20 protein-coding genes are annotated in these 24,686 nt (G+C 56.5%); 2 read left to right on the top strand and 18 right to left on the bottom strand.

Annotated features, from left to right (window positions below; translation table 11 throughout):
• Positions 1–683 precede the first annotated feature (683 nt).
• The 18 genes from QRN31_RS04760 to mtnA form a co-directional block, all read right to left on the bottom strand.
• Positions 684–2,621 (bottom strand): glycosyltransferase family 2 protein, encoded by a 1,938-nt coding sequence (locus QRN31_RS04760; protein WP_285430512.1) that lies wholly within the window; start codon positions 2,619–2,621, stop codon positions 684–686.
• Positions 2,622–2,756: 135 nt separating this feature from the next.
• Positions 2,757–3,776 (bottom strand): MraY family glycosyltransferase, encoded by a 1,020-nt coding sequence (locus QRN31_RS04755; protein WP_285430511.1) that lies wholly within the window; start codon positions 3,774–3,776, stop codon positions 2,757–2,759.
• Entirely contained in the window at positions 3,773–4,735 is a 963-nt protein-coding gene (locus tag QRN31_RS04750; protein ID WP_285430510.1) for a UDP-glucose 4-epimerase family protein, read from the bottom strand. The genes QRN31_RS04755 and QRN31_RS04750 overlap by 4 nt, the downstream gene beginning before the upstream one ends.
• Entirely contained in the window at positions 4,732–5,655 is a 924-nt protein-coding gene (locus QRN31_RS04745; protein WP_285430509.1) for a glycosyltransferase, read from the bottom strand. The genes QRN31_RS04750 and QRN31_RS04745 overlap by 4 nt, the downstream gene beginning before the upstream one ends.
• A 54-nt stretch (positions 5,656–5,709) precedes the next feature.
• Positions 5,710–6,600 carry a glucose-1-phosphate thymidylyltransferase RfbA gene (rfbA, locus tag QRN31_RS04740; RefSeq protein ID WP_285430508.1) on the bottom strand — a complete coding sequence of 297 codons (891 nt, stop codon included), beginning with the start codon at positions 6,598–6,600 and terminating at the stop codon, positions 5,710–5,712.
• Positions 6,597–7,490 (bottom strand): dTDP-4-dehydrorhamnose reductase, encoded by an 894-nt coding sequence (rfbD, locus tag QRN31_RS04735; protein ID WP_285430507.1) that lies wholly within the window; start codon positions 7,488–7,490, stop codon positions 6,597–6,599. Before rfbD ends, rfbA begins: the two co-directional genes overlap by 4 nt.
• Positions 7,487–8,563: a dTDP-glucose 4,6-dehydratase gene (gene rfbB / locus QRN31_RS04730; RefSeq protein WP_285430506.1), complete on the bottom strand. Its 1,077-nt coding sequence runs from the start codon at positions 8,561–8,563 to the stop codon at positions 7,487–7,489. The genes rfbD and rfbB overlap by 4 nt, the downstream gene beginning before the upstream one ends.
• 229 nt (positions 8,564–8,792) lie before the next feature.
• The gene (locus QRN31_RS04725) at positions 8,793–9,032 is read right to left on the bottom strand and encodes a LapA family protein (protein ID WP_285430505.1); all 240 of its coding nucleotides are present in this window, start codon (positions 9,030–9,032) and stop codon (positions 8,793–8,795) included.
• Positions 9,033–9,059: 27 nt separating this feature from the next.
• The gene (gene ihfB / locus QRN31_RS04720) at positions 9,060–9,356 is read right to left on the bottom strand and encodes an integration host factor subunit beta (protein ID WP_003369729.1); all 297 of its coding nucleotides are present in this window, start codon (positions 9,354–9,356) and stop codon (positions 9,060–9,062) included.
• A gap of 155 nt (positions 9,357–9,511) precedes the next feature.
• Positions 9,512–9,790 carry a hypothetical protein gene (locus QRN31_RS04715; protein ID WP_285430504.1) on the bottom strand — a complete coding sequence of 93 codons (279 nt, stop codon included), beginning with the start codon at positions 9,788–9,790 and terminating at the stop codon, positions 9,512–9,514.
• 220 nt (positions 9,791–10,010) lie between these two features.
• Positions 10,011–11,699, bottom strand: coding sequence for a 30S ribosomal protein S1 (rpsA, locus tag QRN31_RS04710; RefSeq protein ID WP_208669354.1), 1,689 nt, complete (start codon positions 11,697–11,699; stop codon positions 10,011–10,013).
• Positions 11,700–11,819: 120 nt separating this feature from the next.
• Complete coding sequence (cmk, locus tag QRN31_RS04705) at positions 11,820–12,509, bottom strand: (d)CMP kinase (protein ID WP_090186583.1); 690 nt, start codon at positions 12,507–12,509, stop codon at positions 11,820–11,822.
• The gene (locus QRN31_RS04700) at positions 12,506–14,713 is read right to left on the bottom strand and encodes a bifunctional prephenate dehydrogenase/3-phosphoshikimate 1-carboxyvinyltransferase (RefSeq protein ID WP_285430503.1); all 2,208 of its coding nucleotides are present in this window, start codon (positions 14,711–14,713) and stop codon (positions 12,506–12,508) included. Before QRN31_RS04700 ends, cmk begins: the two co-directional genes overlap by 4 nt.
• Before the next feature lie 28 nt (positions 14,714–14,741).
• Positions 14,742–15,854 (bottom strand): histidinol-phosphate transaminase, encoded by a 1,113-nt coding sequence (gene hisC / locus QRN31_RS04695; RefSeq protein ID WP_285430502.1) that lies wholly within the window; start codon positions 15,852–15,854, stop codon positions 14,742–14,744.
• Positions 15,855–15,864: 10 nt separating this feature from the next.
• The gene (gene pheA, locus QRN31_RS04690) at positions 15,865–16,959 is read right to left on the bottom strand and encodes a prephenate dehydratase (RefSeq protein ID WP_007899727.1); all 1,095 of its coding nucleotides are present in this window, start codon (positions 16,957–16,959) and stop codon (positions 15,865–15,867) included.
• The gene (gene serC, locus QRN31_RS04685) at positions 16,959–18,044 is read right to left on the bottom strand and encodes a 3-phosphoserine/phosphohydroxythreonine transaminase (RefSeq protein ID WP_259152588.1); all 1,086 of its coding nucleotides are present in this window, start codon (positions 18,042–18,044) and stop codon (positions 16,959–16,961) included. Before serC ends, pheA begins: the two co-directional genes overlap by 1 nt.
• Before the next feature lie 265 nt (positions 18,045–18,309).
• Positions 18,310–20,973 carry a DNA gyrase subunit A gene (gyrA, locus tag QRN31_RS04680; RefSeq protein ID WP_285430501.1) on the bottom strand — a complete coding sequence of 888 codons (2,664 nt, stop codon included), beginning with the start codon at positions 20,971–20,973 and terminating at the stop codon, positions 18,310–18,312.
• Between the two features lie 435 nt (positions 20,974–21,408).
• The gene (mtnA, locus tag QRN31_RS04675; RefSeq protein WP_285430500.1) at positions 21,409–22,485 is read right to left on the bottom strand and encodes an S-methyl-5-thioribose-1-phosphate isomerase; all 1,077 of its coding nucleotides are present in this window, start codon (positions 22,483–22,485) and stop codon (positions 21,409–21,411) included.
• 108 nt (positions 22,486–22,593) lie between these two features.
• On the opposite strand from mtnA, the gene QRN31_RS04670 reads away from it, so the two are divergent.
• A complete protein-coding gene (locus QRN31_RS04670) occupies positions 22,594–23,925 on the top strand; it encodes a TRZ/ATZ family hydrolase (RefSeq protein WP_285430499.1) in 1,332 nt (443 codons plus the stop codon).
• Positions 23,926–23,985: 60 nt separating this feature from the next.
• Positions 23,986–24,684, top strand: a complete 699-nt coding sequence (ubiG, locus tag QRN31_RS04665; RefSeq protein WP_046042598.1) for a bifunctional 2-polyprenyl-6-hydroxyphenol methylase/3-demethylubiquinol 3-O-methyltransferase UbiG — start codon at positions 23,986–23,988, stop codon at positions 24,682–24,684.
• The last annotated feature ends 2 nt before the right edge of the window (positions 24,685–24,686 follow it).

Here is a 24,686-nt window from a genome sequence, read left to right as displayed (position 1 = left end):
TAATATTTAGCATATGCGTCAAAAAATCCTATGGGCATGCTGACTCTCAGCAACGCACTTCCAAACGAGTAAATTATCTGCACTAATTCGAACACCCTGTGAGACGGCTACAACCATAGCCCTACATAAAAGGGTAACACTTGCAAATGACCACTCCCTGGTTCCAGCGACGACTTTACGTCGACGACGTTAGCCCCCTTGGGCCGAGCGAACCTCAAACGCAGTCACTGACCCGGAGCAAACAAGCGCGAAACCAACCAAAACTGATTTATAACATTTTTTGGTCTTAACATTCAAAATAGCTCCGAAATACCGGGCTCCATACCTATGGTCTAGCTGCAGCCCCAACAGAAAAGGCTCAACACCCTACCGCCAAGAGCGAAAAACATCTCAAACCCAGGCAGGCACACGGCGGACTAAATCGTTGACGGGACACAGGGCGGGTACCGCTCAAAACCATCCCGGCCCGCCCCCGCCCCTCCCGAAACAGCCAGATTTGCGTACTTTAAAGGGCTGCAGCCGTCCATCTGAAAAAAGCCAGAATATCGAGGAGCAAAAAACCAATAAACCGTATACAAAACCAACCACTTCGACTAACGACCCAGAGCTACATCGGTTGAGAAATATAAAAAAGAGCCACTCACGCGGAATGACCCAATTTACAAAACTGCTAAAGCACGAACTTAGGTATAGCTCTTACACATTTTCACTGCGTGATTCTTGGCAATATAATAAGCGTCGTGTAACTGCATATGCCGCTCTACACGCACAGTGGGATCACCAGGAGTTCTAAACAACGACGTGGTTTTTGGCACATAAACAAACTTATTACAATAACCATACCGCAACCAAAGATTCCAGTCTTCGAGACTGCTCATGTCGGTTTGAAATCCGCCTCGTTGCAAGAAGAGATCCTTTTGAAAAAGCAGAGACTGGATCGCTATATAGTTGTGATCCAGCAGGACCTCATAGTCATATTCTTGCTTTAGAATCGCAGGTACCGCATGGCTAACCTCAAAATATTGCCCTTCCACGCCACTGGCAACAGTACCGACTTCCAGCGCCAATGAGTAAGCCGCTACCGCGTCGGCATTTTTCGCCAACGCACCAACAAGCACCTCAACATGATCCGCAAAGAGCAAATCATCATCATCGAGAAACATGCAGTATTTTCCGGCTGCCTTTTCCAAACCATAATTACCGGTCACCGAACGACCGACCTTATCGAGGGAGTAGTAACTAACACTCATGCCCTCCGGAAATTCGAAATCTGCCACAACCGAGCTCATCGTAGAACCGCCATCCTCAACGACTATCAACTCGATATTCGGGTACGTCTGATTACACACAGACATCATGGACTGTCTAAGAAACTCTCCTCGATTCTTGTAAGTTCGAGTAACCACAGTAACAAGAGGGTAATCGGCCAATGGCTCACCCACCTCCCAGAACGCCCCATCCCTGATCATTTCATAATCAAAGCCCCTGAAAGGGAAATAGCAGTTTTCACTCGGCCCCTTGCCCCGCATAAAATACCGAGCCTTCTTGAATATCACACCGAAGTTTCGGAACACATCACGACGGGCACCAGCATAGGGTTCTGGACGGAGTAAAAGCAGGCATTGCAAGATAAAGCCACCCACTCTATCGCTCAAATTCCCGTAGCGCAGTCTGATATAAGCATTGGCCAGCGTGCTGCCGGTATACTGTATCGGTTTTACATGATGCTCATGCTCATAGGTGTAATGATAAACAACGGCGGATGGGCAATACTTGAGTTGGTATCCATAGGATCTGAAGCGATAGGACAGCTCGACGTCTTCGCCATACATGAAGATCTCGCGCTCGTATCCACCGACTTCAACGTAAGCTGACCTTCTTACGAGCACGCAAGCATGGGACGACCAGTTGGTTTCCAATGTTACCGGATCGTAATATTTAGGGTGCTCATAAGGTGCCTGCCTCAACTCCCAGGATGCCACCTCAGCCTTGGCATCGGCCAAAGCAGCAGCTACCACTCTGGTTATAGAGTCTTTGGCAAAAACGATATCCACGTTACTAACAAGAAAATACTCAGCGCGCCCTTTATTGATTGCCTTTTCATGCCCCGCACCAAACCCGACATTGTCGCCTTCCAGAATGTCGAAACCAGCCACTTCCTCACCAAGCAATGCCTGCCAACGTTGCAATGCTTCGAGGGTGTTGTCTGAAGATCCGTTATCAACAAAGAACATATTCAATTTGCTGAGCGGATAACTTTGCGCCTTTAACGATTCAAAAAAACCATCAATCCACTTGCCACTATTGAACGTCACCACCGACACATCAATAACGGGTTGCGCGTGGACGATCGACGGGTTCTGGAACGGTGAGAAACGACGATTCAATATAGCCTGTATAGCCTTGGTATTATTTCGCGAGTAAATCACCAACATTATGTTTTCGCGCAAACGCTTGAAAAACAGATGTATACGGACACGAACCCACACAAGGAAAGGAAACTTCTGGTAAAAAGGCCGAATGAACGCTTTAGATTTGGCCAAAAAAGAGCGCAGCCCTCGAGAAAAACGCGCTACGACTTGCCAGATTTTTGAAGTAACCATACTGAATAAACCACTCATCAAATCGAACTCCCTAACCAATGCATCTTAGCGACCTGCAAATATCACAACATCAGCGGCAGGTACATCCCTAGATGCTCTACAAGAGAGGCGACCATGCAAACCCGTGTTGATATGTGTTTTGACGCTTTTTAATTACACTACTTGCTCCGGCTCTCCTGCTTTGTAGGTGCGTGCGATAAACAGCAGTGGCGCATAAGCTACGACCATACCAAAAAATCCGGGAATCCAGCCACTTGCTACAGCGATCGATAACGGCATGAGCCATACAAAATTGATAGCGATCGATGCCAGCGTTACTGTTTTATGGCTACGGTGCTTGCGAGAGGCATATTGGTAACCATGACTGCGGTGGGCTTCATACACTTTTTCACCTCGCAAAAGCCTGCGCATCAGGGTCCACGTCGCATCAACAATGAAAACGCCAAGCATGATCAACCAGCTCCAGAGCAACTCGGGCGACCTGGAGGCTGCCTCAATCGACATCCCTGCCAATACAATCCCCAAAAAACCGCTGCCTGCGTCCCCCATGAAAATTTTTGCCGGCGGATAGTTCCAACAGAGAAAACCCGCGACCGCTGCCACCAGAGCCAGAGGACCCCACGCCAGTTCGAGGTTTGCGCTAAACCAATAGACCAGTAACATTCCGAGGCAGACACTGATCGCTTCAGCACTGGCCAAGCCATCAATGCCATCCATGAAGTTGTAAAGATTCAGCATCCAGACCAAATACAGCACAAACAAAATATTTCCAATCCACCCTGGATCAAGGGTGAGGCCAAAGACCGTGACGCCAGGAGAGCCTCCCAGCCAATATAACGCCCATATTGAGGCAGCAAAATGGCCTAATAGGCGCCACCTTGCGGCGATATGCCCGTGATCATCGGCAAACCCGATAAGCGCGACCAACAAGCCGCTCCCCAGCAAACCAACCAGCGTCGCCAGGCTCATCAAATCAAGACCGCGAAGGATCAGAAGCGCCAACAGAAAGGAGACAACAATAGCTACACCTCCACCCCGAGGAGTCGGCACAGAGTGAGAGCTGCGCTCGTTTGGTGTATCCATCAAGCTATTGGCCAGGGCATAACGACGTAAAACAAGCGTCAGCCCCCAGGAAACAACGAATACTGCTAGTAGCAGCCACAAAAAAGTCATTTCGTTTGCGCATCCAGATAGTGATCTGCGGTTTGGCGCATGGCTTCATCCATGTTGATGGGAGGTGTCCACCCCAATAATTCACGATTTTTGCTGATGTCGACCTGCAATGACCCGCAGATCCGTTGAGCAACGGATTGCTTTCCCATTGCCGAAGCCGCCGCCACCAGCAACCACTCTGGCAATGGCAAGAGCCAGGCCTTCCTCCCGAGCGCATCGCCCAGGCGACGTAGCATTTCAGTGGTGGACAAGTCCTGGCCATCACTGACCAAAAAAGTTTGGTTCGCTGCGCCAGGATGATCGATACAGGTGATTACAAGGTCCACCAGGTTTCCGATCGCCACAAGGCTACGCTGATTCCGGACCGCTCCCAACGGTAGCGGAATACCTTTGTTGAGCCAGCGCAGCATACTCAGAAAATTGGCTTTAACACCCGCCCCATAGATCAATGGCGGGCGAATAATCACCACTTCCATACCGGTTTCACGAGCAAGTTGTCTCAGGCCTTGTTCAGCCTCGTGCTTGGAGACGCCATAAGGATCCACCGGGGCCGGAGTATCATCAGCCTTGAACGGTTTGCCTGGCAGGGTGCTTTCGCCATTGACCTTGATCGAACTGATGAAGATGAAGCGTTTGACTCCCGATTCAGCGGCGCGCTTTGCCAACCGAAGCGTCCCCTCCACATTGGCCTTGCGAAACTCAGCCAAGGCATCAGAAGCGATTTCGTTCATTACATGAACTCTGGCCGCCGCATGGACGACCGCACTTACATCCTTCAACTCAGGCAAGGCTTCAGGATCATTCAGATCAAAGGGTACAACCGGGCACAAACCCTGTAACCGGGTGGGACTGCGAGCGGCTGCGATCGGAGCGAACTGTTTGCCCACCAACATCCTGAAAACCAGCGCCTCACCCACGAAACCGCCTGCCCCTGTGACCAATACCTTTGGGGCTGTCATTGAGCTTTGTTTCCTATCAACGCGGTGAACCAACAGATAAAAAAGAAGAAAATCTTGTCCCGTACCCGGCGCCTGCATTGCCAGGCACTGAAGGACAGCTTCATCAGTTCCGTACGCCGCAATTGCAGCAAGGCGCCTTCAAAGGGCTTCGTCCCCTGCCCCACCAGATCTGCAATCAGGTCAACCTGACCGAACCACCAACCGTCATGAATGGTTTTGTAACGAGCGATCAACGGACTCAGACCTGTGTTGGCACCGACCTGATTACGTTCGTGCTGCCGGTAATCCATGCCGGGTATCGGGTCGATGTACCAACGATAACCATGACTGCGCGCAAAGGCATAGCAATACCAGTCATGCAGAGTGACACCTTGCAGCTGCTGCCAGTTGGCGAGCATCGAGCCTTTCAAGGCTTCTGCCAGGGTTTTTCCAAAGACATAGGTACAGCCAGGACCGGCTGCCTCAAACAAAGAATCCCAAGCGACCTGAGGCTGCGCCTTGTCCAGCAGCAGGGTTCTGCCGTTTGGCCAGAACGCCGTCACGTTACTGGAGTAGGCATCTACTCCTCGTACCTGCAACGTTTGGGTTGCTCTGTGCAGCTTGTCGGGATACCAGATGTCGTCCTGGTCGGCAAAGGCGACGAAGTCGTAGCCATCGAAGTCAACGTCCCGGATCAACCGAAAGAAGTTGCGCGATGCTCCGCCGAAGCGGCTGGCATCCGGAAGCACTACAACTGCTGGATGCTCAGCCGCATAAGCTTTACACCACGCCTCGGTGCCGTCAGTAGAGGGGTCAATGCTAATGTGCAGGGTGACGTCGACCGATAACTGGCCGAGAATCGAGACCAGTTGCTCCTCAATCCACTGCATTCCGTTGTACGCAGCCAGCAAAACCGCAACCTTGGGATGTTTTACTGGCATGCTATTCCTGCTTGCACTGATTAAACGCTAGGTTTGAAAGTAGACCCTCTCGACTCAGAGGGAATCCAAATCCAGCAGTTTTTGCAGGTACTGACCATAGCCAGTCTTCTTCAACTTATCGGCCTGAGCGCCCAACTGTTCACCGGTAATCCAACCGTTGTTGTAGGCGATCTCCTCCAGGCAGGCCACTTTCAAGCCTTGACGCTGCTCGATCGTGTGCACGAAGTGACTGGCCTCGAGCAACGAGTCGTGAGTCCCCGTGTCCAGCCAGGCAAAACCGCGTCCGAGCATTTCTACATTGAGGGTGTTCTGCTCAAGGTAGGCCCGGTTAACGTCGGTGATTTCCAACTCGCCACGCTCGGACGGCTTAATGCTCTTGGCGATCTTGACAACATCATTGTCGTAGAAGTACAGGCCGGTCACTGCATAGTTGGATTTTGGCTTCAGCGGCTTCTCTTCAATGCTTAGAGCGCGACCGGTTTTGTCGAACTCGACAACACCGAAGCGCTCCGGGTCGGAGACGTGGTAGCCAAATACGGTAGCGCCATGCTGTTGAGAGCTGGCGGAACGCAGGTTGTCCGAGAAATGCTGACCGTAAAAGATGTTGTCGCCCAAGATGAGGCAGCAAGGATCTTCGCCGATGAACTCTTCGCCAATGATGAAGGCTTGTGCCAGACCATCCGGACTAGGTTGTTCGGCATAGGTCAGCTTGATGCCGTAAAGGCTGCCGTCACCCAGCAATTTGCGGAAACATGGCAAGTCTTCAGGCGTAGAGATAATCAGGATTTCGCGCATGCCCGCAAGCATCAGCACCGACAGCGGATAGAAGATCATCGGCTTGTCGTAGATCGGCAGCATCTGTTTGGAAACACCAAGGGTCAACGGATGCAGACGAGTGCCCGAGCCGCCAGCGAGGATGATGCCTTTACGATTTGTCGTGGTCATTTGTTCAGAACTTCCCTAAGCATTCGAGTTACACCACTTTGCCAATCCGGCAAGTGTAGAGAAAAATTGTCACGCAGCTTCTGAGTATTCAAACGCGAATTCAGGGGGCGACGTGCAGGTGTTGGATAAGCGGTCGTTTCGATCGGGTCAATCGCCATGACGGCGAGCTGTTCACCGCTGGCTTTGGCAAATTCGATCACGTGGCTGGCATAGCCGTGCCATGAAACTTCACCGCTGGCAGCCAAGTGGTACAAACCCGATAGCTCGGGACGGTGCAAAATCTGCTGAAGGGTCAACGCTGTTACGTCGGCAATCAGGTCTGCGCCCGTCGGAGCTCCAATCTGGTCGGCGATAACGCTTAAGGTTTCGCGATCCTTGGCCAAACGCAGCATGGTTTTGGCGAAGTTGTTGCCGCGAGCGCCATAGACCCAACTGGTGCGAAAGATCAAATGCTTGCAACCAGAGGCCGTAATCGCTTGTTCGCCAGCCAGCTTGCTGGCGCCGTAGTGATTCACCGGGGCGACTGGATCGGTTTCTTCCCAAGCCTTTGAACCCTGCCCACTGAACACATAGTCAGTCGAGTAATGAATCAACCAGGCGCCCAGGGAAACAGCCTCTTCAGCCATGACCCCACTTGCCTGAGCATTCACACGGTCCGCCAACTCAGTCTCGGACTCAGCTTTATCGACGGCAGTGTAAGCCGCGGCATTGACGATAACGTCGGGCTTGACCTTGCGGATCGTCGCACGCAATGCGTCAAGGTCAGCCAGGTCGCCACACAAGCCATCAACCGCATGACGATCCAGGGCAATCAACTCGCCAAGCGGCGCCAGGGAGCGCTGCAGCTCCCACCCCACCTGTCCGTTTTTTCCGAGCAGGAGGATCTTCATGCCTTGCTCGAACGATCACTATAGTTCTGGTCGATCCATTGCTGATAGCTGCCGCTCTTCACGTGAGCGACCCACTCGGTATTACTGAGGTACCACTCGACAGTCTTGCGGATGCCGGTTTCGAAAGTCTCTTCTGGCGTCCAACCTAGCTCGCGCTGGATTTTGCTGGCGTCGATGGCGTAACGCTGGTCGTGACCGGGACGATCCTGAACGTAAGTAATCAGGCTGGCATGTGGCCGATAGGCGGAATCCGGACGCAATTCGTCGAGCAGCGCACACAAGGTGTTCACGACTTCGATGTTTTGCTTTTCGTTATGGCCACCAATGTTGTACGTCTCGCCGATAACGCCTTCGGTCACGACCTTGTACAGTGCACGAGCATGGTCTTCGACGTACAACCAGTCACGGACCTGATTACCCTTGCCGTAGACCGGCAGCGGCTTGCCTTCCAGCGCATTGAGAATGATCAGCGGGATCAGCTTCTCAGGGAAGTGGCATGGGCCATAGTTGTTCGAGCAGTTGGTGACCAGGGTCGGCAAGCCATAAGTTCGGCTCCAGGCGCGAACCAGGTGATCGGAACTGGCCTTGCTCGCGGAGTAAGGCGAACTTGGCTGATACGGCGTTGTTTCGGTGAAGAGGTCTTCCGGACCTTCAAGGTCTCCGTAAACTTCGTCAGTCGAAATGTGGTGAAAGCGGAAGCTGGCTTTACGCACATCATCCAGCGCCGACCAGTAGTGGCGCGCAGCTTCAAGCAGGGTGTAAGTGCCAATAATATTGGTCTGGATGAACTCGGACGGGCCGGAGATCGAGCGATCAACGTGGGACTCTGCGGCCAGGTGCATGATGGCATCCGGTTGGTGTTCACGCAGGACACGGTCAATTTGATCGCGGTCGCAGATATCGACGCGTTCGAATGCATAGCGCGGGTCTTCGCTGACCTCGGCCAAGGACTCAAGATTGCCGGCATAAGTCAGCTTATCGACGTTGACGACAGCGTCAGTGGTGTTGGAGATGATATGACGGATGACCGCCGAGCCAATAAACCCGGCGCCGCCGGTAACTAGAATTTTCACGCGAAACCATACCCTTGAGTTGCTGACAGGGCCGCCAACCGAGCACTGTCGAATCCATGAATGCAAAAGCCATCAAATTCGCTGAGGCTTCTGACAGAGTCAGTCTGAACCGACGTGGGAATATGCCACCATCGGACAACCGCAGCATTTTACAGCTAAATGAAGGTTTTACTAATGGATATAGACAAGCTGTGACGCAAATTCAACGTGCGTCATGCGATTGTCGCATTCAGACCAAACGCTTGCGCGACGCCTTGGACGTACGTCCCAGGAACCAACCAAGAATCGGTCCGATCACCATGCCGATCAGCAGCGAAAGAACCATGATCAGCGATACCGGCAACCGCGGCCCTTCCCATCCTAGAAACAACAAGGATACCGATTGCTGATTTTCGAGAACAAAAGCAAGTGTCGCTAAAACCAGCAACAAAACCAATATGGCGAGCAATACGCGCTTGAGATTACGCATGAGCGGCTCCTTGAATTACGACAGCCGTCAAAGCCCCTCCTCCTCATCTTCGTTCACACGATCACGCAGCTCTTTACCTGGCTTGAAATGCGGAACGAATTTGCCATCCAGACTAACCGATTGACCGGTTTTCGGATTACGGCCTACGCGCGGTGCGCGGTAGTGCAGGGAGAAGCTGCCAAACCCACGGATCTCGATACGATCACCCGTGGCCAGACATTGGGACATTTGCTCAAGCATGGTCTTGATGGCCAGCTCCACATCTTTTGATGAGAGCAGCCCTTGATGGGTGACAATTCGTTCGATCAACTCCGACTTCGTCATATTTTTCCCTTCTTTTTCAAGCAGCTAGATCAGCGCTTCAAAGGTTTTAGCACGCCCGGATGAATTTGAACAGCCCGGGTTTTCACATATATTTGCCAGCACTGGAGCACCCGACACCAAGGCTTCAAAACACCGACCGCACCGCTCATCATCGCTTATCTACAAATAACCAGCATGGTGCGCGTCAGATAGCCAGCAGGATTGAAGCCAAACGGAAACTCATCTTCCTCCTTGGCATCATCAGACCTCGCCACGACCTTATAACCCGACGCCTTACACTCCTTGTTCGCACGCTTGATACATTTCTCCCACCCGGATCCCAACCCCGAACAATCAATCTCGATACCACTGACTCCGCGCACAACGTGAGTCTTGGCATTTGTAGTACAGCCCGCCAATGTCAGTACTGCTATTGCGACAATGAGCTTGTTCATTCACTTCCTTACGCCGGACGGCCCGCCCGACTGTCGTTCGCTACAGACTAAAAGGTTAGCTGCTAATAAACGATTGATCCGATTAAAGAATCGGACAACTTGTCGAGGTTAATGGTTTCACACCTTCCCCACATGGGTTAACCATGTCAGGCAAATCCGTCAAATCCCGGGCACAAAAAAGGGCGACCGAAGTCGCCCTTTTTCTATGGTCCTACAGAACTTAGTTCTGTTTGGCCATTGCCTGGCGCAGCAGTGCCGCCATGGTGGTGTCAGCTGCAGCTTCACCTTCCGGAGCAGTTTTCAGGCTCTGGATGGCTTCTTTCTCTTCAGCATCGTCTTTCGATTTGATCGACAGCTGAATTACGCGGCTCTTACGATCAACGCTGATGATCTTGGCTTCTACTTCCTGGCCTTCTTTCAGAACGTTGCGCGCGTCTTCAACGCGGTCACGGCTGATTTCGGAGGCTTTCAGAGTCGCTTCGATATCGTCGGCCAGAGTGATGATGGCGCCTTTAGCGTCAACTTCTTTCACGATGCCTTTAACGATGGCGCCTTTATCGTTCTCTTGAACGTATTCGGAGAACGGATCGCTTTCCAGTTGCTTGATACCCAGGGAGATGCGCTCGCGCTCTGGGTCAACCGACAGGATAACGGTGTCCAGCTCGTCGCCCTTCTTGAAGCGGCGAACGGCTTCTTCGCCCACTTCGTTCCAGGAGATGTCGGACAGGTGAACCAGACCGTCGATGCCGCCGTCCAGACCAATGAAGATACCGAAATCGGTGATCGACTTGATGGTGCCGGAGATTTTATCGCCCTTGTTGAACTGGCCAGAGAAATCTTCCCATGGGTTAGATTTGCACTGCTTGATGCCCAGGGAGATACGACGACGCTCTTCGTCGATGTCCAGAACCATAACTTCCACTTCGTCGCCGACTTGTACGACTTTCGAAGGGTGGATGTTCTTGTTGGTCCAGTCCATTTCGGAAACGTGTACCAGGCCTTCAACGCCTTCTTCCAGCTCAGCGAAGCAGCCGTAGTCGGTCAGGTTGGTGACGCGAGCGGTAACACGAGTGCCTTCTGGGTAACGGGCTTTGATAGCAACCCATGGATCTTCGCCCAGTTGCTTGAGGCCCAGGGAAACACGATTGCGTTCGCGATCGTACTTCAGAACCTTGACATCGATCTCGTCGCCAACGTTGACGATTTCGGAAGGATGCTTGATACGCTTCCAAGCCATGTCGGTAATGTGCAGCAGGCCATCGACGCCACCCAGATCGACGAATGCGCCGTAATCGGTGAGGTTCTTGACGATACCTTTGACTTGTTGGCCTTCCTGCAGGGATTCCAGCAGAGCTTCACGCTCAGCGGAGTTCTCGGCTTCGAGGACGCTACGACGGGAAACGACAACGTTGTTGCGTTTCTGGTCGAGTTTGATGACCTTGAATTCCAGCTCTTTGCCTTCCAGGTGCGTGGTGTCGCGCACAGGACGGACGTCAACCAGAGAACCTGGCAGGAACGCACGGATGCCGTTAACGTCGACAGTGAAGCCGCCTTTAACCTTACCGTTGATAACGCCCTTGACCACTTCTTCGGCTGCGAAGGCTGCTTCCAGAACAATCCAGCATTCAGCGCGCTTGGCTTTTTCACGGGACAGCTTGGTTTCACCAAAGCCGTCTTCAACCGAGTCCAGAGCAACGTGAACTTCGTCACCGACGTTGATAGTCAGTTCGCCAGCATCGTTGTAGAACTGCTCAAGCGGGATGAGTGCTTCAGACTTCAGGCCAGCGTGAACGGTTACCCAGCGAGCTTGGTAATCGATATCAACGATAACACCGGTGATGATGGAGCCTGCCTGAAGGTTCAGGGTTTTTAGGCTTTCTTCAAAGAGTTCCGCAAAGCTTTCGCTCATTTTAATTCCTGTTGAATAAGGGCGAAGGATACGCCCATCTCCACATCCCAGACGACGTGGGTTATGTTCATTTAAAGAAGCCTTGCAAGACTATGACTGGTCCCCTGCAAAGCTTCTTGGTCACCCGGCGATATCGCGAATGGCGATCTCGCTCATGATGCGTTCCAGCACCTGCTCGATGGATAATTCCGTGGAATCCAGCTGTATGGCGTCAGCCGCCGGCTTGAGCGGGGCTACCGCTCGCTGGGTGTCACGCTCATCGCGAACACGTATCTCATCTAGCAGACTCGACAGACTAACACCATCGACTTTGCCCTTCAACTGCAAGTATCGACGGCGCGCACGTTCCTCGGCACTGGCAGTGAGGAATATCTTCAGCGGCGCATCCGGGAAAACCACCGTGCCCATATCGCGGCCATCGGCGACCAAGCCCGGAGGTTCCTGAAACGCCCGCTGACGCTGAAGCAGAGCGTCGCGAACGGCGGGCAACGCGGCGACCTGGGAAGCCCAGGCGCCCACCTGCTCGTTGCGCAAATCATCAGTGACATCGTCACCTTCAAGAATGATCCGCTGCGGATGCCCTTCTGTCGCTCCGACGAACTGCACATCCAGATGAGCGGCCAGCAGTTTCAGCGACTCTTCATTGGTCAGATCAACACCGTGATTGCGTGCCGCGAATGCCAGCAAACGGTACAACGCACCGGAATCCAGCAGGCACCAGCCCAGACGCTTTGCCAGAATCCCGGCAATCGTGCCCTTGCCCGAACCGCTGGGCCCGTCGATGGTGATGACCGGTGGCTTGATAATCACGACTGTGCCTCTTGCGCTACACGGATACCGACTTGCGCGCACAACGCGAGGAAGTTCGGGAACGACGTCGCGACGTTGGCACAATCATGAATACGGATCGGGGCAGTGGCACGCAGTGAAGCCACACTGAAAGCCATGGCAATCCGATGATCGCCGTGACCATGCACTTCGCCGCCGCCAATCTGGCCGCCGTCGATGATGATGCCGTCCGGAGTCGGTTCGCATTTCACGCCCAAGGCCAGCAAGCCATCGGCCATGACCTGAATACGGTCCGATTCCTTGACGCGCAATTCTTCGGCACCACGCAGAACGGTGCGCCCTTCAGCGCAGGCCGCCGCCACGAACAGCACCGGGAATTCGTCAATGGCCAGTGGCACCAGCGCTTCCGGAATCTCTATACCTTTGAGTTTAGCTGCCCGCACGCGCAAATCTGCTACGGGTTCACCGCCCACTTCACGCTGGTTTTCCAGGGTGATGTCAGCGCCCATCAGACGCAGTATGTCGATCACGCCGGTACGGGTCGGGTTGATGCCGACGTGCTCAAGCACCAGCTCCGAACCTTCAGCGATCGACGCTGCCACCAGGAAGAACGCCGACGACGAGATATCACCCGGCACTTCGATATGGGTCGCGGTCAGCTTGTGGCCGGACTCGACCGACGCAGTCGCGCCGTTGACGCTTACCGGATAGCCGAAACCACGCAGCATGCGCTCGGTGTGGTCGCGCGTCGGCGCCGGCTCAGTGACAGTGGTCTTGCCTTCGGCGTACAGACCCGCCAACAGCAGGCAGGATTTAACCTGGGCGCTGGCCATCGGCATGGTGTAAGTCAAGCCTTTGAGCTTATTGCCGCCACGAATGGTCATCGGTGGACGACCCTCAGCAGCGGTCTCGATCACAGCGCCCATTTCACGCAGCGGGTTGGCCACGCGATTCATCGGACGCTTGGACAGCGAGGCATCACCAGTCAGGGTGCTGTCGAAGCTCTGCGCAGCCAGCAGGCCCGACAGCAGACGCATCGAAGTGCCGGAGTTGCCCAGATAGATCGGGCCCGGCGCAGGCTTCAAGCCGTGCAGGCCGACGCCGTGGATGGTCACGCGACCGTGGTGCGGACCTTCGATCACGACGCCCATGTCACGGAAAGCTTGCAGGGTCGCCAGGGCGTCTTCGCCCTCGAGGAAGCCTTCGACTTCGGTGACGCCTTCAGCCAGGGAGCCCAGCATGATCGAACGGTGGGAAATCGATTTATCGCCCGGTACACGAATCCGCCCAGTCAGGCGGCCACCAGGTTGTGCCAGGAAAATCAGGTCGTTGGAATTCATAGCGTCCACATAAGCCCGGCGGGCCAGGATTTTACTGAAATGTTCGCGGGCAACCCGGGCGCGAGTGAATACGCCCAACAATTGGTGCCCATCCCCTGCATCGACCGCGTCGCGCAAGGCGTCGAGGTCGCTGCGAAATGTATCGAGTGTGCGCAGGACAGCTTCGCGGTTGGCGAGGAAGATGTCGTGCCACATGACCGGGTCGCTCCCCGCGATTCTTGTGAAATCGCGGAAACCGCCGGCAGCGTAACGGAAGATCTCAAGATTTTCATTGCGCTTGGCCAGTGAATCGACCAAACCGAACGCCAGCAAGTGCGGCAAATGGCTGGTTGCCGCCAACACTTCGTCATGACGCTCAACCTGCATGTGCTCGACGTCGGCGCCCAATTCACGCCACAAACGGTCGACCACCGCCAGCGCGGCCGGATCGGTTTGATCCAGCGGCGTAAGAATCACTTTATGGCGACGGAACAGGTCCGAGTTGGAAGCTTCCACCCCGCTCTGCTCGGATCCGGCAATCGGGTGCCCAGGCACGAAACGCGCAGGCATACCGCCAAACGCCTCGGTGGCCGCGCGAACGACATTGCCTTTGGCGCTGCCGACGTCGGTCAGAATCGCTTGCCCAAGGTCCATGCCAGCCAATCGCCCGAGCATTTTCTCCATCGCCAGGATCGGCACGGCCAGCTGAATCACGTCTGCGCCCTGGCAGGCAACAGCCAGGTCGTCTTCGCAGCGATCCACCACGCCCAACTCAACCGCCAGCTTGCGTGACTGCGGGTCGAGATCGACCCCGACCACTTCGCGACACAGGCCACTTTCACGCAGCCCCTTGGCAAACGAACCGCCAATCAACCCCAAACCGACCACCACAAGGCGACCGATCATAGGTTCAGCAGATTGCAGAGCAGTGACATCACCCACGAGCCAGAACCTTGGTCAGCGCCTCAAGGAAGCGACTGTTTTCAGCCGGCAAACCGATGGTGATACGCAGGTGGTTCGGCATTCCGTAATTGGCCACCGGACGCACGATCACGCCTTCGCGCAACAGTCCCTGGAACACCGGCGCCGCAACACGACCCACATCGACGCAAATGAAATTGCCCTTGGACGGAATCCAGCTCAGCCCCAACAGACGAAAACCCGCCTCCAGTTGCTGCATGCCGGATTCGTTCAAACGACGGCTTTCGGCCAGGTAATCGTTGTCTTGCAAGGCCGCGCACGCAGCGGCCAAGGCCAGGCTGTTGACGTTGAACGGCTGACGCACACGGTTCAGCACGTCCGCGACCACAGCGGTGGACAGACCATAACCCACCCGCAGCGCCGCCAGGCCGTAAGCCTTGGAGAACGTGCGCGAAACCAGCAGGTTCGGGTAAGCCGCCAGATAATCCAGGCCGTCCGGCAAATCGCTGCCTTCGGCGTATTCGATGTAGGCCTCGTCCAACACCACCAGCACGTGTGCCGGTACGTCCTGGAGGAATTCGTCCAGCGCCTCGGCATCGAACCAGGTCCCGGTCGGGTTGTTCGGGTTGGCGATAAAGACCACGCGAGTATTGGCATCGATCGCCGCCAGCATGGCCGACAGATCATGACCCCAGTCTTTGGCCGGGATCACTTTTGCCTCGGCACCCACGGCCTGGGTCACGATCGGATAGACCGCAAACGCGTGCTCGCTGAACACGGCGTTCAGGCCCGGCGCCAGATAGGCACGAGCCACCAGCTCGAGAATGTCGTTGGAGCCATTGCCCAGCGTCACTTGATTGAGCTCGACACGGCACTGTTGCGCCAGCAGGGTCTTGAGTGCAAAACCGTTGCCGTCCGGATAACGGGTCAGCTCGGCCAGCGCGTCGCGAATGGCCGCCAAAGCCTTTGGACTGGCACCCAGCGGATTTTCGTTGCTGGCCAATTTGACGATGCTGGCTGGATCGAGGTCCAGTTCACGCGCCAGTTCGTCCACGGGTTTGCCCGGGACGTACGGCGAAAGTTGTTGCACGCCCGGCTGTGCCAGAGCGAGGAAGTCACCACTCATTTGCTACCCCTTAGAGAACTGCTTTCGGGTAGGAACCCAGCACTTTGAGTGCCACTGCTTCCTGACTGATCTTTTCCAGCACACCTTTGACCAGCGGGTCGCGATGGTGGCCGACGAAATCGATGAAGAACACGTAGGTCCATTTGCCGCTGCGCGAAGGACGGGTTTCGATCCGCGTCAGGTCGATGCCATTGTCGTGGAACGGCACCAGCAACTCGTGAAGCGCGCCGGGTTTGTTGCTCATGGAGACGATGATCGAAGTCTTGTCGTCGCCTGTCGGCGGCACTTCCTGACTGCCGATCATCAGGAATCGCGTGGAGTTGTCCGGACGATCCTCGATTTTTTCGGCCAGACGGGTCAGCCCGTACAAGCCTGCGGCCATGTCGCCGGCAATCGCCGCCGAGTTCCACTCTCCCTTGACCCGCTTGGCCGCCTCGGCGTTGCTCGACACCGCCACGCGCTCGACATTCGGGTAATGGGCATCCAGCCACTTGCGGCACTGGGCCAGGGACTGGGCGTGGGAATAGATGCGGCTGATGCTGTCGGTCTTGGTGTTTTCACCCACCAGCAAGTGATGGTGAATCCGCAGCTCAACTTCGCCACAGATGACCATGTCGTGCTCGAGGAAGCTGTCGAGGGTGTGGTTGACCGCGCCTTCGGTGGAGTTTTCCACAGGGACCACGCCAAAGTTCACCGCACCGGCCGCCACTTCACGGAACACTTCGTCGATCGCCGCCATCGGCTTGCTGATCACGGCGTGGCCGAAATGCTTCATGGCCGCCGCCTGGGTGAAGGTGCCTTCGGGGCCGAGGTAAGCCACTTTCAGCGGCTGCTCAAGCGCCAGGCACGAGGACATGATTTCGCGAAACAATCGCGCCATCTCTTCGTTGCCCAACGGACCCTGATTGCGCTCCATCACGCGCTTGAGCACCTGGGCTTCACGCTCAGGACGATAGAACACCGGCACTTCGCCTTCGGCCAGCGAGGCCATCTTTACTCGCGCAACTTCCTGGGCGCAGCGTGCGCGCTCACTGATCAGCTCCAGGACCTTCTCGTCCAGGGCATCAATGCGCAGGCGCAGTGCCTTGAGTTCTTGCTCAGACATTAGCCGTGTTCCTTCTCGAACTCTGCCATGTACGAAACCAGTGCGTTAACCGCAACGATGTCGACGGCGTTATAGATGGAGGCGCGCATGCCGCCCACCGAGCGATGCCCCTTGAGGTTCAACAGGCCACGCTCGTCGGCACCGGCCAGGAATGGCTTGTCCAGACGGTCGTCAGCCAGACGGAACGGCACGTTCATCCACGAGCGGTCCGACTTGTTGATCGGGTTGCTGTACAAGCCACTGGCGTCGATGAAGTCGTACAGCGTGCGTTGCTTCACTTCATTGAGCTTGCCGATGGCTTCAACACCACCCTGCTCTTTCAGCCACTCGAATACCAGGCCGGACAAGTACCAGGCCAGGGTCGGCGGAGTGTTGTACATCGAGCCGTTGTCGGCCGCGACCTTGTAGTTGAGCATGGTCGGGCAAATGGAACGGGCGTGACCCAGCAGGTCTTCGCGAACGATGTTGACGACGATGCCACTCGGGCCGATGTTTTTCTGGGCACCGGCGTAGATCATGCCGAAGCGCGAAACATCGACTGGACGCGACAGGATGTCCGAGGACATGTCAGCCACCAGCGGTACGTCACCGGTTTCGGGAATCCACTGGAATTCCAGGCCGCCGATGGTTTCGTTCGGCGCGTAGTGAACGTAGGCCGCGTCCTTGGACAGGCTCCATTCATTCTGGCCCGGGATAGCAAAATAGTCGTAAGGCTTGGCGGTAGCGGCAACGTTGACGCGGCCGTAGCGCGAGGCTTCTTCGATGGCTTTCTGCGACCAGATACCAGTGTCGATATAGTCGGCAGTGCCGTTTTCCGGCAACAGGTTCAGCGGAATCTGGGCAAATTGCTGGCTGGCGCCACCTTGCAGAAACAGCACTTTATAGTTCGAGGGGATATTCAGCAGATCACGCAGATCCTGCTCGGCCTTGGTGGCGATGGACACGAACTCATCACTGCGATGGCTCATTTCCATGACCGAGAGGCCCTTGCCGTGCCAATCAAGGAGTTCACCCTGGGCGCGCTGCAGGACAGCTTCGGGAAGTGCCGCAGGACCGGCACAGAAGTTATAGGCTCTCTTGCTCACATCCAATCTCGCTCTGATTTGGTGGTATCACGCAATAAAAATCACGATATCAGTCAATACAGACCCTGCTGGAGCAAGCTTTTGTGGGAGCTGGCTTGCCTGCGATTGCATCACCGCAGTACGCAAGACACACCGCGGTGCCTGCATCGCGGGCAAGCCCGGCTCCCACAAAAGCCCTTCCACACAGGATCTTCGTGGGTGTCGATATTTTCAACTGGGACAAACAACAAGGGGGCGAATTTTCATCCGCCCCCTGTTTGCCCGCTTATTCCTGCGGTTCTTCGTCGGCTGCGGCGTCGAGCTGCTGATCTTCGACGACGTCGTCAATCACGATCTCACCGTCGAATACTGCACCCTCTTCGCCCTCTTCGCCTTCCAGCTCTTCGCCTTCGACTTCCGACGGCTCCTGAACCCGCTCCAGACCTACCAGCGTTTCATCGCTGGCCAGTTTGATCAGGGTCACGCCCTGGGTGTTACGACCCAGGCTGGACACTTCGTCGACACGAGTACGAACCAGGGTGCCCTGGTCGGAAATCAGCATGATCTCCTCGCCGTCGAGCACCTGGACCGCGCCGACCAGACGGCCATTACGGTCGTTGCTGACCATGGCGATAACGCCCTGACCGCCACGCTTGTACTCAGGGAACTCGGTGATCGCCGTGCGCTTGCCGAAACCACGGGCCGAAGCGGTGAGGATCTGGCTGCCTTCTTCCGGGATCAGCATGGAAATCAGCTTCTGGCCTTCCGGCAGACGCATGCCGCGAACACCACGAGCGGTACGGCCCATGGCGCGAACGTCGGTTTCCTTGAAGCGAGTGACCTTGCCGCCGTCGGAGAACAGCATGACTTCACGCTCGCCATCAGTGATGGCGGCGGAAATCAGTACGTCACCTTCGTCCAGCTCCAGCGCGATCAGGCCGACGCTGCGTTGACGGCTGAAGGATTCCAGCGGGGTCTTCTTCACGGTGCCTTTGGCAGTGGCCATGAAGATGAAGTGACCTTCGGTGTATTCGTCGACCGGCAGCATGGTGGTGATGTATTCATCACTGTCCAGCGGCAGCAGGTTGACCAGTGGACGACCACGGGCCGCACGGGACGCTTCCGGGATTTCATAGGTTTTCAGCCAGTACACTTTGCCCTTGCTGGAGAACAGCAGCAGCGTGGTGTGACTGTTGGCGACCAGCAGGTGAGCGATGTAGTCCTCATCCTTGACGCCAGTCGCCGATTTGCCTTTACCGCCACGACGCTGAGCCTGGTACGCAGCCAATGGCTGGGTCTTGGCGTAGCCACCGTGGGAGATGGTCACGACGCGCTCTTCTTCCGGGATCATGTCACCCAGGGTCAGGTCGAGACGGGCATCGAGAATTTCGGTGCGACGCACATCGCCGTATTCGGCGCGGATCACTTCCAGTTCTTCGCGGATCACTTCCATCAGGCGCGTGGCGCTGCTGAGGATGCGGATCAGTTCGCCGATCTGGTTGAGGATCTCTTGATACTCGGCCAGCAGCTTCTCGTGTTCCAGGCCGGTCAGACGGTGCAGACGCAGTTCCAGAATGGCTTGCGCCTGTTCCGGCGACAGGAAGTACTTGCCGTCGCGCAGACCGTATTGTGGGTCCAGGGTCTCCGGACGGCACGAGTCGGCACCGGCACGTTCAACCATCGCAACAACCGCAGAGGATTCCCAGGCTGTGCTGATCAGCGCTTCCTTGGCTTCCGACGGGGTTGGCGAGGCTTTGATCAGGGCGATGACCGGGTCGATGTTCGACAGTGCAACCGCTTGACCTTCCAGAATGTGGCCACGTTCGCGGGCTTTACGCAGCTCGAACACGGTACGGCGGGTCACGACTTCGCGACGGTGACGCACGAAGGCTTCCAGCAGGTCCTTGAGGTTCAGGATCCGTGGACGGCCGTCGATCAGCGCAACGATGTTGATACCAAATACAGCTTGCAGCTGGGTCTGGGCGTAGAGGTTGTTGAGGATCACCTCAGGCACTTCGCCACGACGCAGTTCGATCACGACGCGCATACCGTCCTTGTCGGACTCGTCGCGCAGTTCGGTGATGCCTTCCAGCTTCTTCTCTTTTACCAGCTCGGCGATCTTCTCGATCAGACGGGCCTTGTTCAGCTGGTAAGGGAGTTCGGTGATGACGATCTGTTGACGGCCACCGACCTTGTCGATGTCTTCGATCATCGAGCGGGCGCGCATGTAAATGCGACCGCGACCGGTGCGGTAGGCTTCGATGATGCCAGCACGACCGTTGATGATCGCGGCGGTCGGGAAGTCCGGACCGGGGATGTATTGCATCAGCTCATCGATGGTCAACTCGGGGTTGTCGATGAGGGCCAGGCAACCGTCGATGACTTCACCGAGGTTGTGTGGCGGGATGTTGGTCGCCATGCCCACGGCGATACCGCTGGAGCCGTTGACCAGCAGGTTGGGAATACGGGTCGGCATGACCGCCGGGATCATTTCGGTGCCGTCGTAGTTCGGCACCCAGTCCACGGTTTCTTTATGCAGGTCAGCCAGCAGCTCGTGCGCCAGCTTGGTCATGCGCACTTCGGTGTATCGCATGGCTGCGGCGTTGTCGCCGTCCACGGAACCGAAGTTACCCTGGCCGTCTACCAGCAGGTAGCGCAGGGAGAATGGCTGCGCCATGCGGACGATGGTGTCGTACACCGCGGTATCACCGTGCGGGTGGTACTTACCGATTACGTCACCGACAACACGGGCAGATTTCTTGTACGGCTTGTTGAAGTCGTTGCCCAGCTCGCTCATCGCGAACAGCACGCGCCGGTGCACGGGCTTCAAGCCATCGCGCGCATCCGGCAGGGCTCGCCCGACAATTACGCTCATCGCGTAGTCGAGGTAGGACTGCTTCAGCTCGTCTTCGATATTGACCGGGAGGATTTCTTTGGCCAGTTCGCCCATGAGAAGCTCGATTCCTTTTTCTGGTGAAACTTCGTCACATCCATATGGGACGAACGAAGCTCGCCGCTGCAGGCTGAGTGCCATGCACCGACTTACGACAAATCAACAAGTTGAACCATGGATTTGCGCAGTAAAGACAACCCCGTGGGACTGCCTCGGAAAACGCCGGATGTTATCACAAGAGCCGCCACGCACCTATCCCCCAGACGCGCATGGAGCATAGTTAGTTGACCGGTGACAGGCTGAAAGGGGACGAGAGAGGCTTAGAGGTGAATTTCAGGGGAAATCGACGCTTATTTGTTGACTAGCAGGCCCCCATCGCGAGCAGGCTCGCTCCCACAGTGATTGATGCGAGACCACAATAGCGGGCACAACAAGGATCCAGTGTGGGAGCGAGCCTGCTCGCGATTACGGTTTATTAGGCACAGGAGGTCTTCAATGCAAGCGCTTGCGGCACATCAACTGGGCCAGTTTTGCCGTATCGGGACGCTCGACGATGCCTTTTTCGGTGACGATCGCATCGATCAGGTCCGCAGGCGTTACATCGAACACCGGATTGAAGGCATCGACATCCGCCCCGACCCGGTTGCCGCCGACTTCCAGCAACTCGCGACCATCGCGCTCTTCAATAGGAATTTCGTCGCCGCTGGCGAGGTTCATGTCGATGGTCGAACTTGGCGCCACCACCATGAAGCGCACGCCGTGGTGCATGGCGCTCACCGCCAGTTGATAGGTACCGATCTTGTTCGCCACGTCGCCATTGGCGGTGATCCGGTCGGCGCCGACGATCACCCAGGTCACACCTTTGGTTTTCATGATGTGCGCGGCGGCGGAGTCGGCGTTGACGGTCACGGGAATGCCTTCATTGGCCAGCTCCCAGGCAGTCAACCGTGAACCTTGCAGCCAGGGACGGGTTTCGTCGGCATAGACGCGCTCGACCATGCCTTCGATAAAGGCCCCGCGAATGACTCCCAACGCCGTGCCAAAGCCGCCGGTGGCCAGTGCGCCAGTGTTGCAGTGGGTCAGGATCGCCTGCGCATTGCCCTGGTGTTTGCGGATCAGGTCCACCCCCAGCTGCGCCATGGTCAGGTTGGCTTCGCGATCACTTTCGTGGATGGCGATGGCTTCCGCTTCAAGCACCGCCAGCGGATCGGCGTGATGCTTCAAGCGCTCAAGCCGTTCACGCATACGCCCCAAGGCCCAGAACAGGTTGACCGCCGTTGGGCGGGCGTCGGCGAGCAGCGCGAAATCCTCTTCCAGCGCCGCCTGCCAGTCGCCTCCCTTGGCAAATCGGGTGCGCGCCGCCAGTACCACGCCATAGGCCGCACTGATACCGATAGCCGGCGCACCACGAACCACCATCGAGCGGATCGCCTCGGCGACCCCTGCTGCACTGGTGTAGGCGATCCACGTTTCTTCGAACGGCAAAACACGCTGATCCAGCAGGTACAGGGCGCCATCACGCCAATCGATGGCCTTCACCTTCTCCGCAGCCAACAGTCGATCGCGCATCCTACACCCCGCACTCATGAACAAAAGCCGCCGATTATAGCGATCCCCCCGCGAAGACGCTCGGGTATACTTCGCCATCCTTTACAAAAGCACTGGAACCGACCCTCGATGCCCAACACTGCCGCTGCGCTCGACCTGTTATTGCTGCCGACCTGGCTGGTACCCGTCGAACCCGCCGGCGTTGTCCTCAAAGAGCATGGCCTGGGCATCCGCGACGGGCGCATTGTGTTTATCGGCCCGCGGTCCGCTGCGCTGAAGCTTAACGCAACCGAAGTGCGCGAGCTGCCGGACGTGCTGCTCTGTCCCGGCCTGATCAATGCTCACGGGCATGCGGCGATGACGCTGTTCCGCGGCCTGGCCGACGATCTGCCGTTGATGACCTGGCTGGAAAACTACATTTGGCCCGCTGAAGCCAAATGGGTCGACGAAGCTTTTGTACGCGACGGGACCGACCTTGCGATCGCCGAACAGATAAAAGGTGGCATCACTTGTTTCTCTGACATGTATTTCTTCCCGAAGGTTGCCAGCGAGCGCGTCCACAACAGCGGAATTCGGGCACAAATCGCAATTCCGATCCTAGACTTCCCCATCCCGGGCGCCAGCACGGCCGACGAAGCCATTCGTCAGGGCGTCGAACTGTTCGGCGATCTCAAGCACCATGAGCGCATCAAAGTGACCTTCGGCCCCCATGCCCCGTACACCGTGGGCGATGAAAACCTGGAGAAAATCCGGGTGATTGCCGAAGAACTGGACGCCTCCATTCATATGCACGTCCATGAAACCGCCTTCGAGGTTCAGCAATCGGTCGAACAGCGCGGTGAGCGCCCATTGGCTCGCCTCGGTCGCCTGGGCCTGCTCGGACCTCGCTTCCAGGCCGTGCACATGACCCAGATCAGCGATGAAGACCTGGTGTTGCTGGTAGAAAGCAACACCAATGTCATTCATTGCCCGGAATCCAACCTCAAGCTCGCGAGCGGCTTTTGTCCGGTCGAGCGCCTGTGGCAAGCGGGCGTCAATGTCGCGGTCGGCACCGATGGTGCAGCCAGTAACAACGACCTCGACCTGCTTGGCGAGACGCGCACCGCCGCATTGCTGGCCAAGGCTGTCGCCGGCTCGGCCACCGCGCTGGACGCCCACCGCGCGTTGCGCATGGCCACCCTCAACGGTGCCCGTGCGCTGGGAATCGAGAATGAGGTCGGCTCGCTGGAAATCGGCAAGGCAGCGGATATCGTGGCATTCGATCTGTCAGGTCTGGCACAGCAACCTGTCTACGATCCGGTTTCACAACTGATTTACGCCACCGGCCGGGACTGCGTGAAGCACCTGTGGGTCGCCGGCAAGCAACTGCTCGATGACCGCTGCCTGACCCGCCTGGACGAAGAACAACTTTGCGCCACGGCCAAGGCCTGGGGCCAGCGCATCAGCGGCCGCACCGAATAGCAAGCACTCCGGACTCACCCCCGGGGCAACAGGATTTTTCAAGTTTTAGAGGACTGAACCATGAGCAACGTCGACTACGCTGAAATCGCCAAATTCGAAGCCCTGGCGCATCGCTGGTGGGACCGCGAAAGCGAGTTCAAACCGCTGCACGACATTAACCCGCTGCGGGTCAACTGGATTGACGAACGGGTTAATCTGGCCGGCAAGAAAGTCCTCGACGTCGGTTGCGGCGGCGGCATCCTCAGCGAAGCCATGGCCCAGCGCGGCGCCACCGTCATGGGCATCGACATGGGCGAGGCGCCACTGGCAGTCGCGCAACTGCATCAACTGGAATCGGGCGTGAGCGTCGAATACCGGCAGATCACTGCCGAAGCACTGGCAGAAGAAATGCCCGAGCAGTTTGATGTGGTCACTTGCCTGGAAATGCTTGAACACGTGCCGGACCCGTCCTCGGTGATCCGCGCTTGCTTCCGCATGGTCAAGCCCGGCGGCCAGGTGTTTTTCTCCACCATCAACCGCAACCCGAAGGCGTACCTGTTCGCCATCGTCGGCGCCGAATACATCATGAAGCTGCTGCCGCGCGGCACTCACGATTTCAAGAAATTCATCCGCCCTTCCGAACTGGGCGCCTGGAGCCGCATGGCCGGCCTGACCGTCAAGGACATCATCGGGCTGACGTACAACCCGCTGACCAAGCACTACAAACTGGCGGCCGACGTGGACGTCAATTACATGATCCAGACCCTGCGCGAGGAGTAAGC

The organism is Pseudomonas sp. fls2-241-R2A-110 (genome assembly GCF_030209165.1).
Taxonomy (GTDB): Bacteria; Pseudomonadota; Gammaproteobacteria; order Pseudomonadales; family Pseudomonadaceae; genus Aquipseudomonas.
The sequence above is the reverse complement of the archived record's forward strand: the minus strand, read 5'-3'. Positions and strand labels throughout refer to the sequence as shown.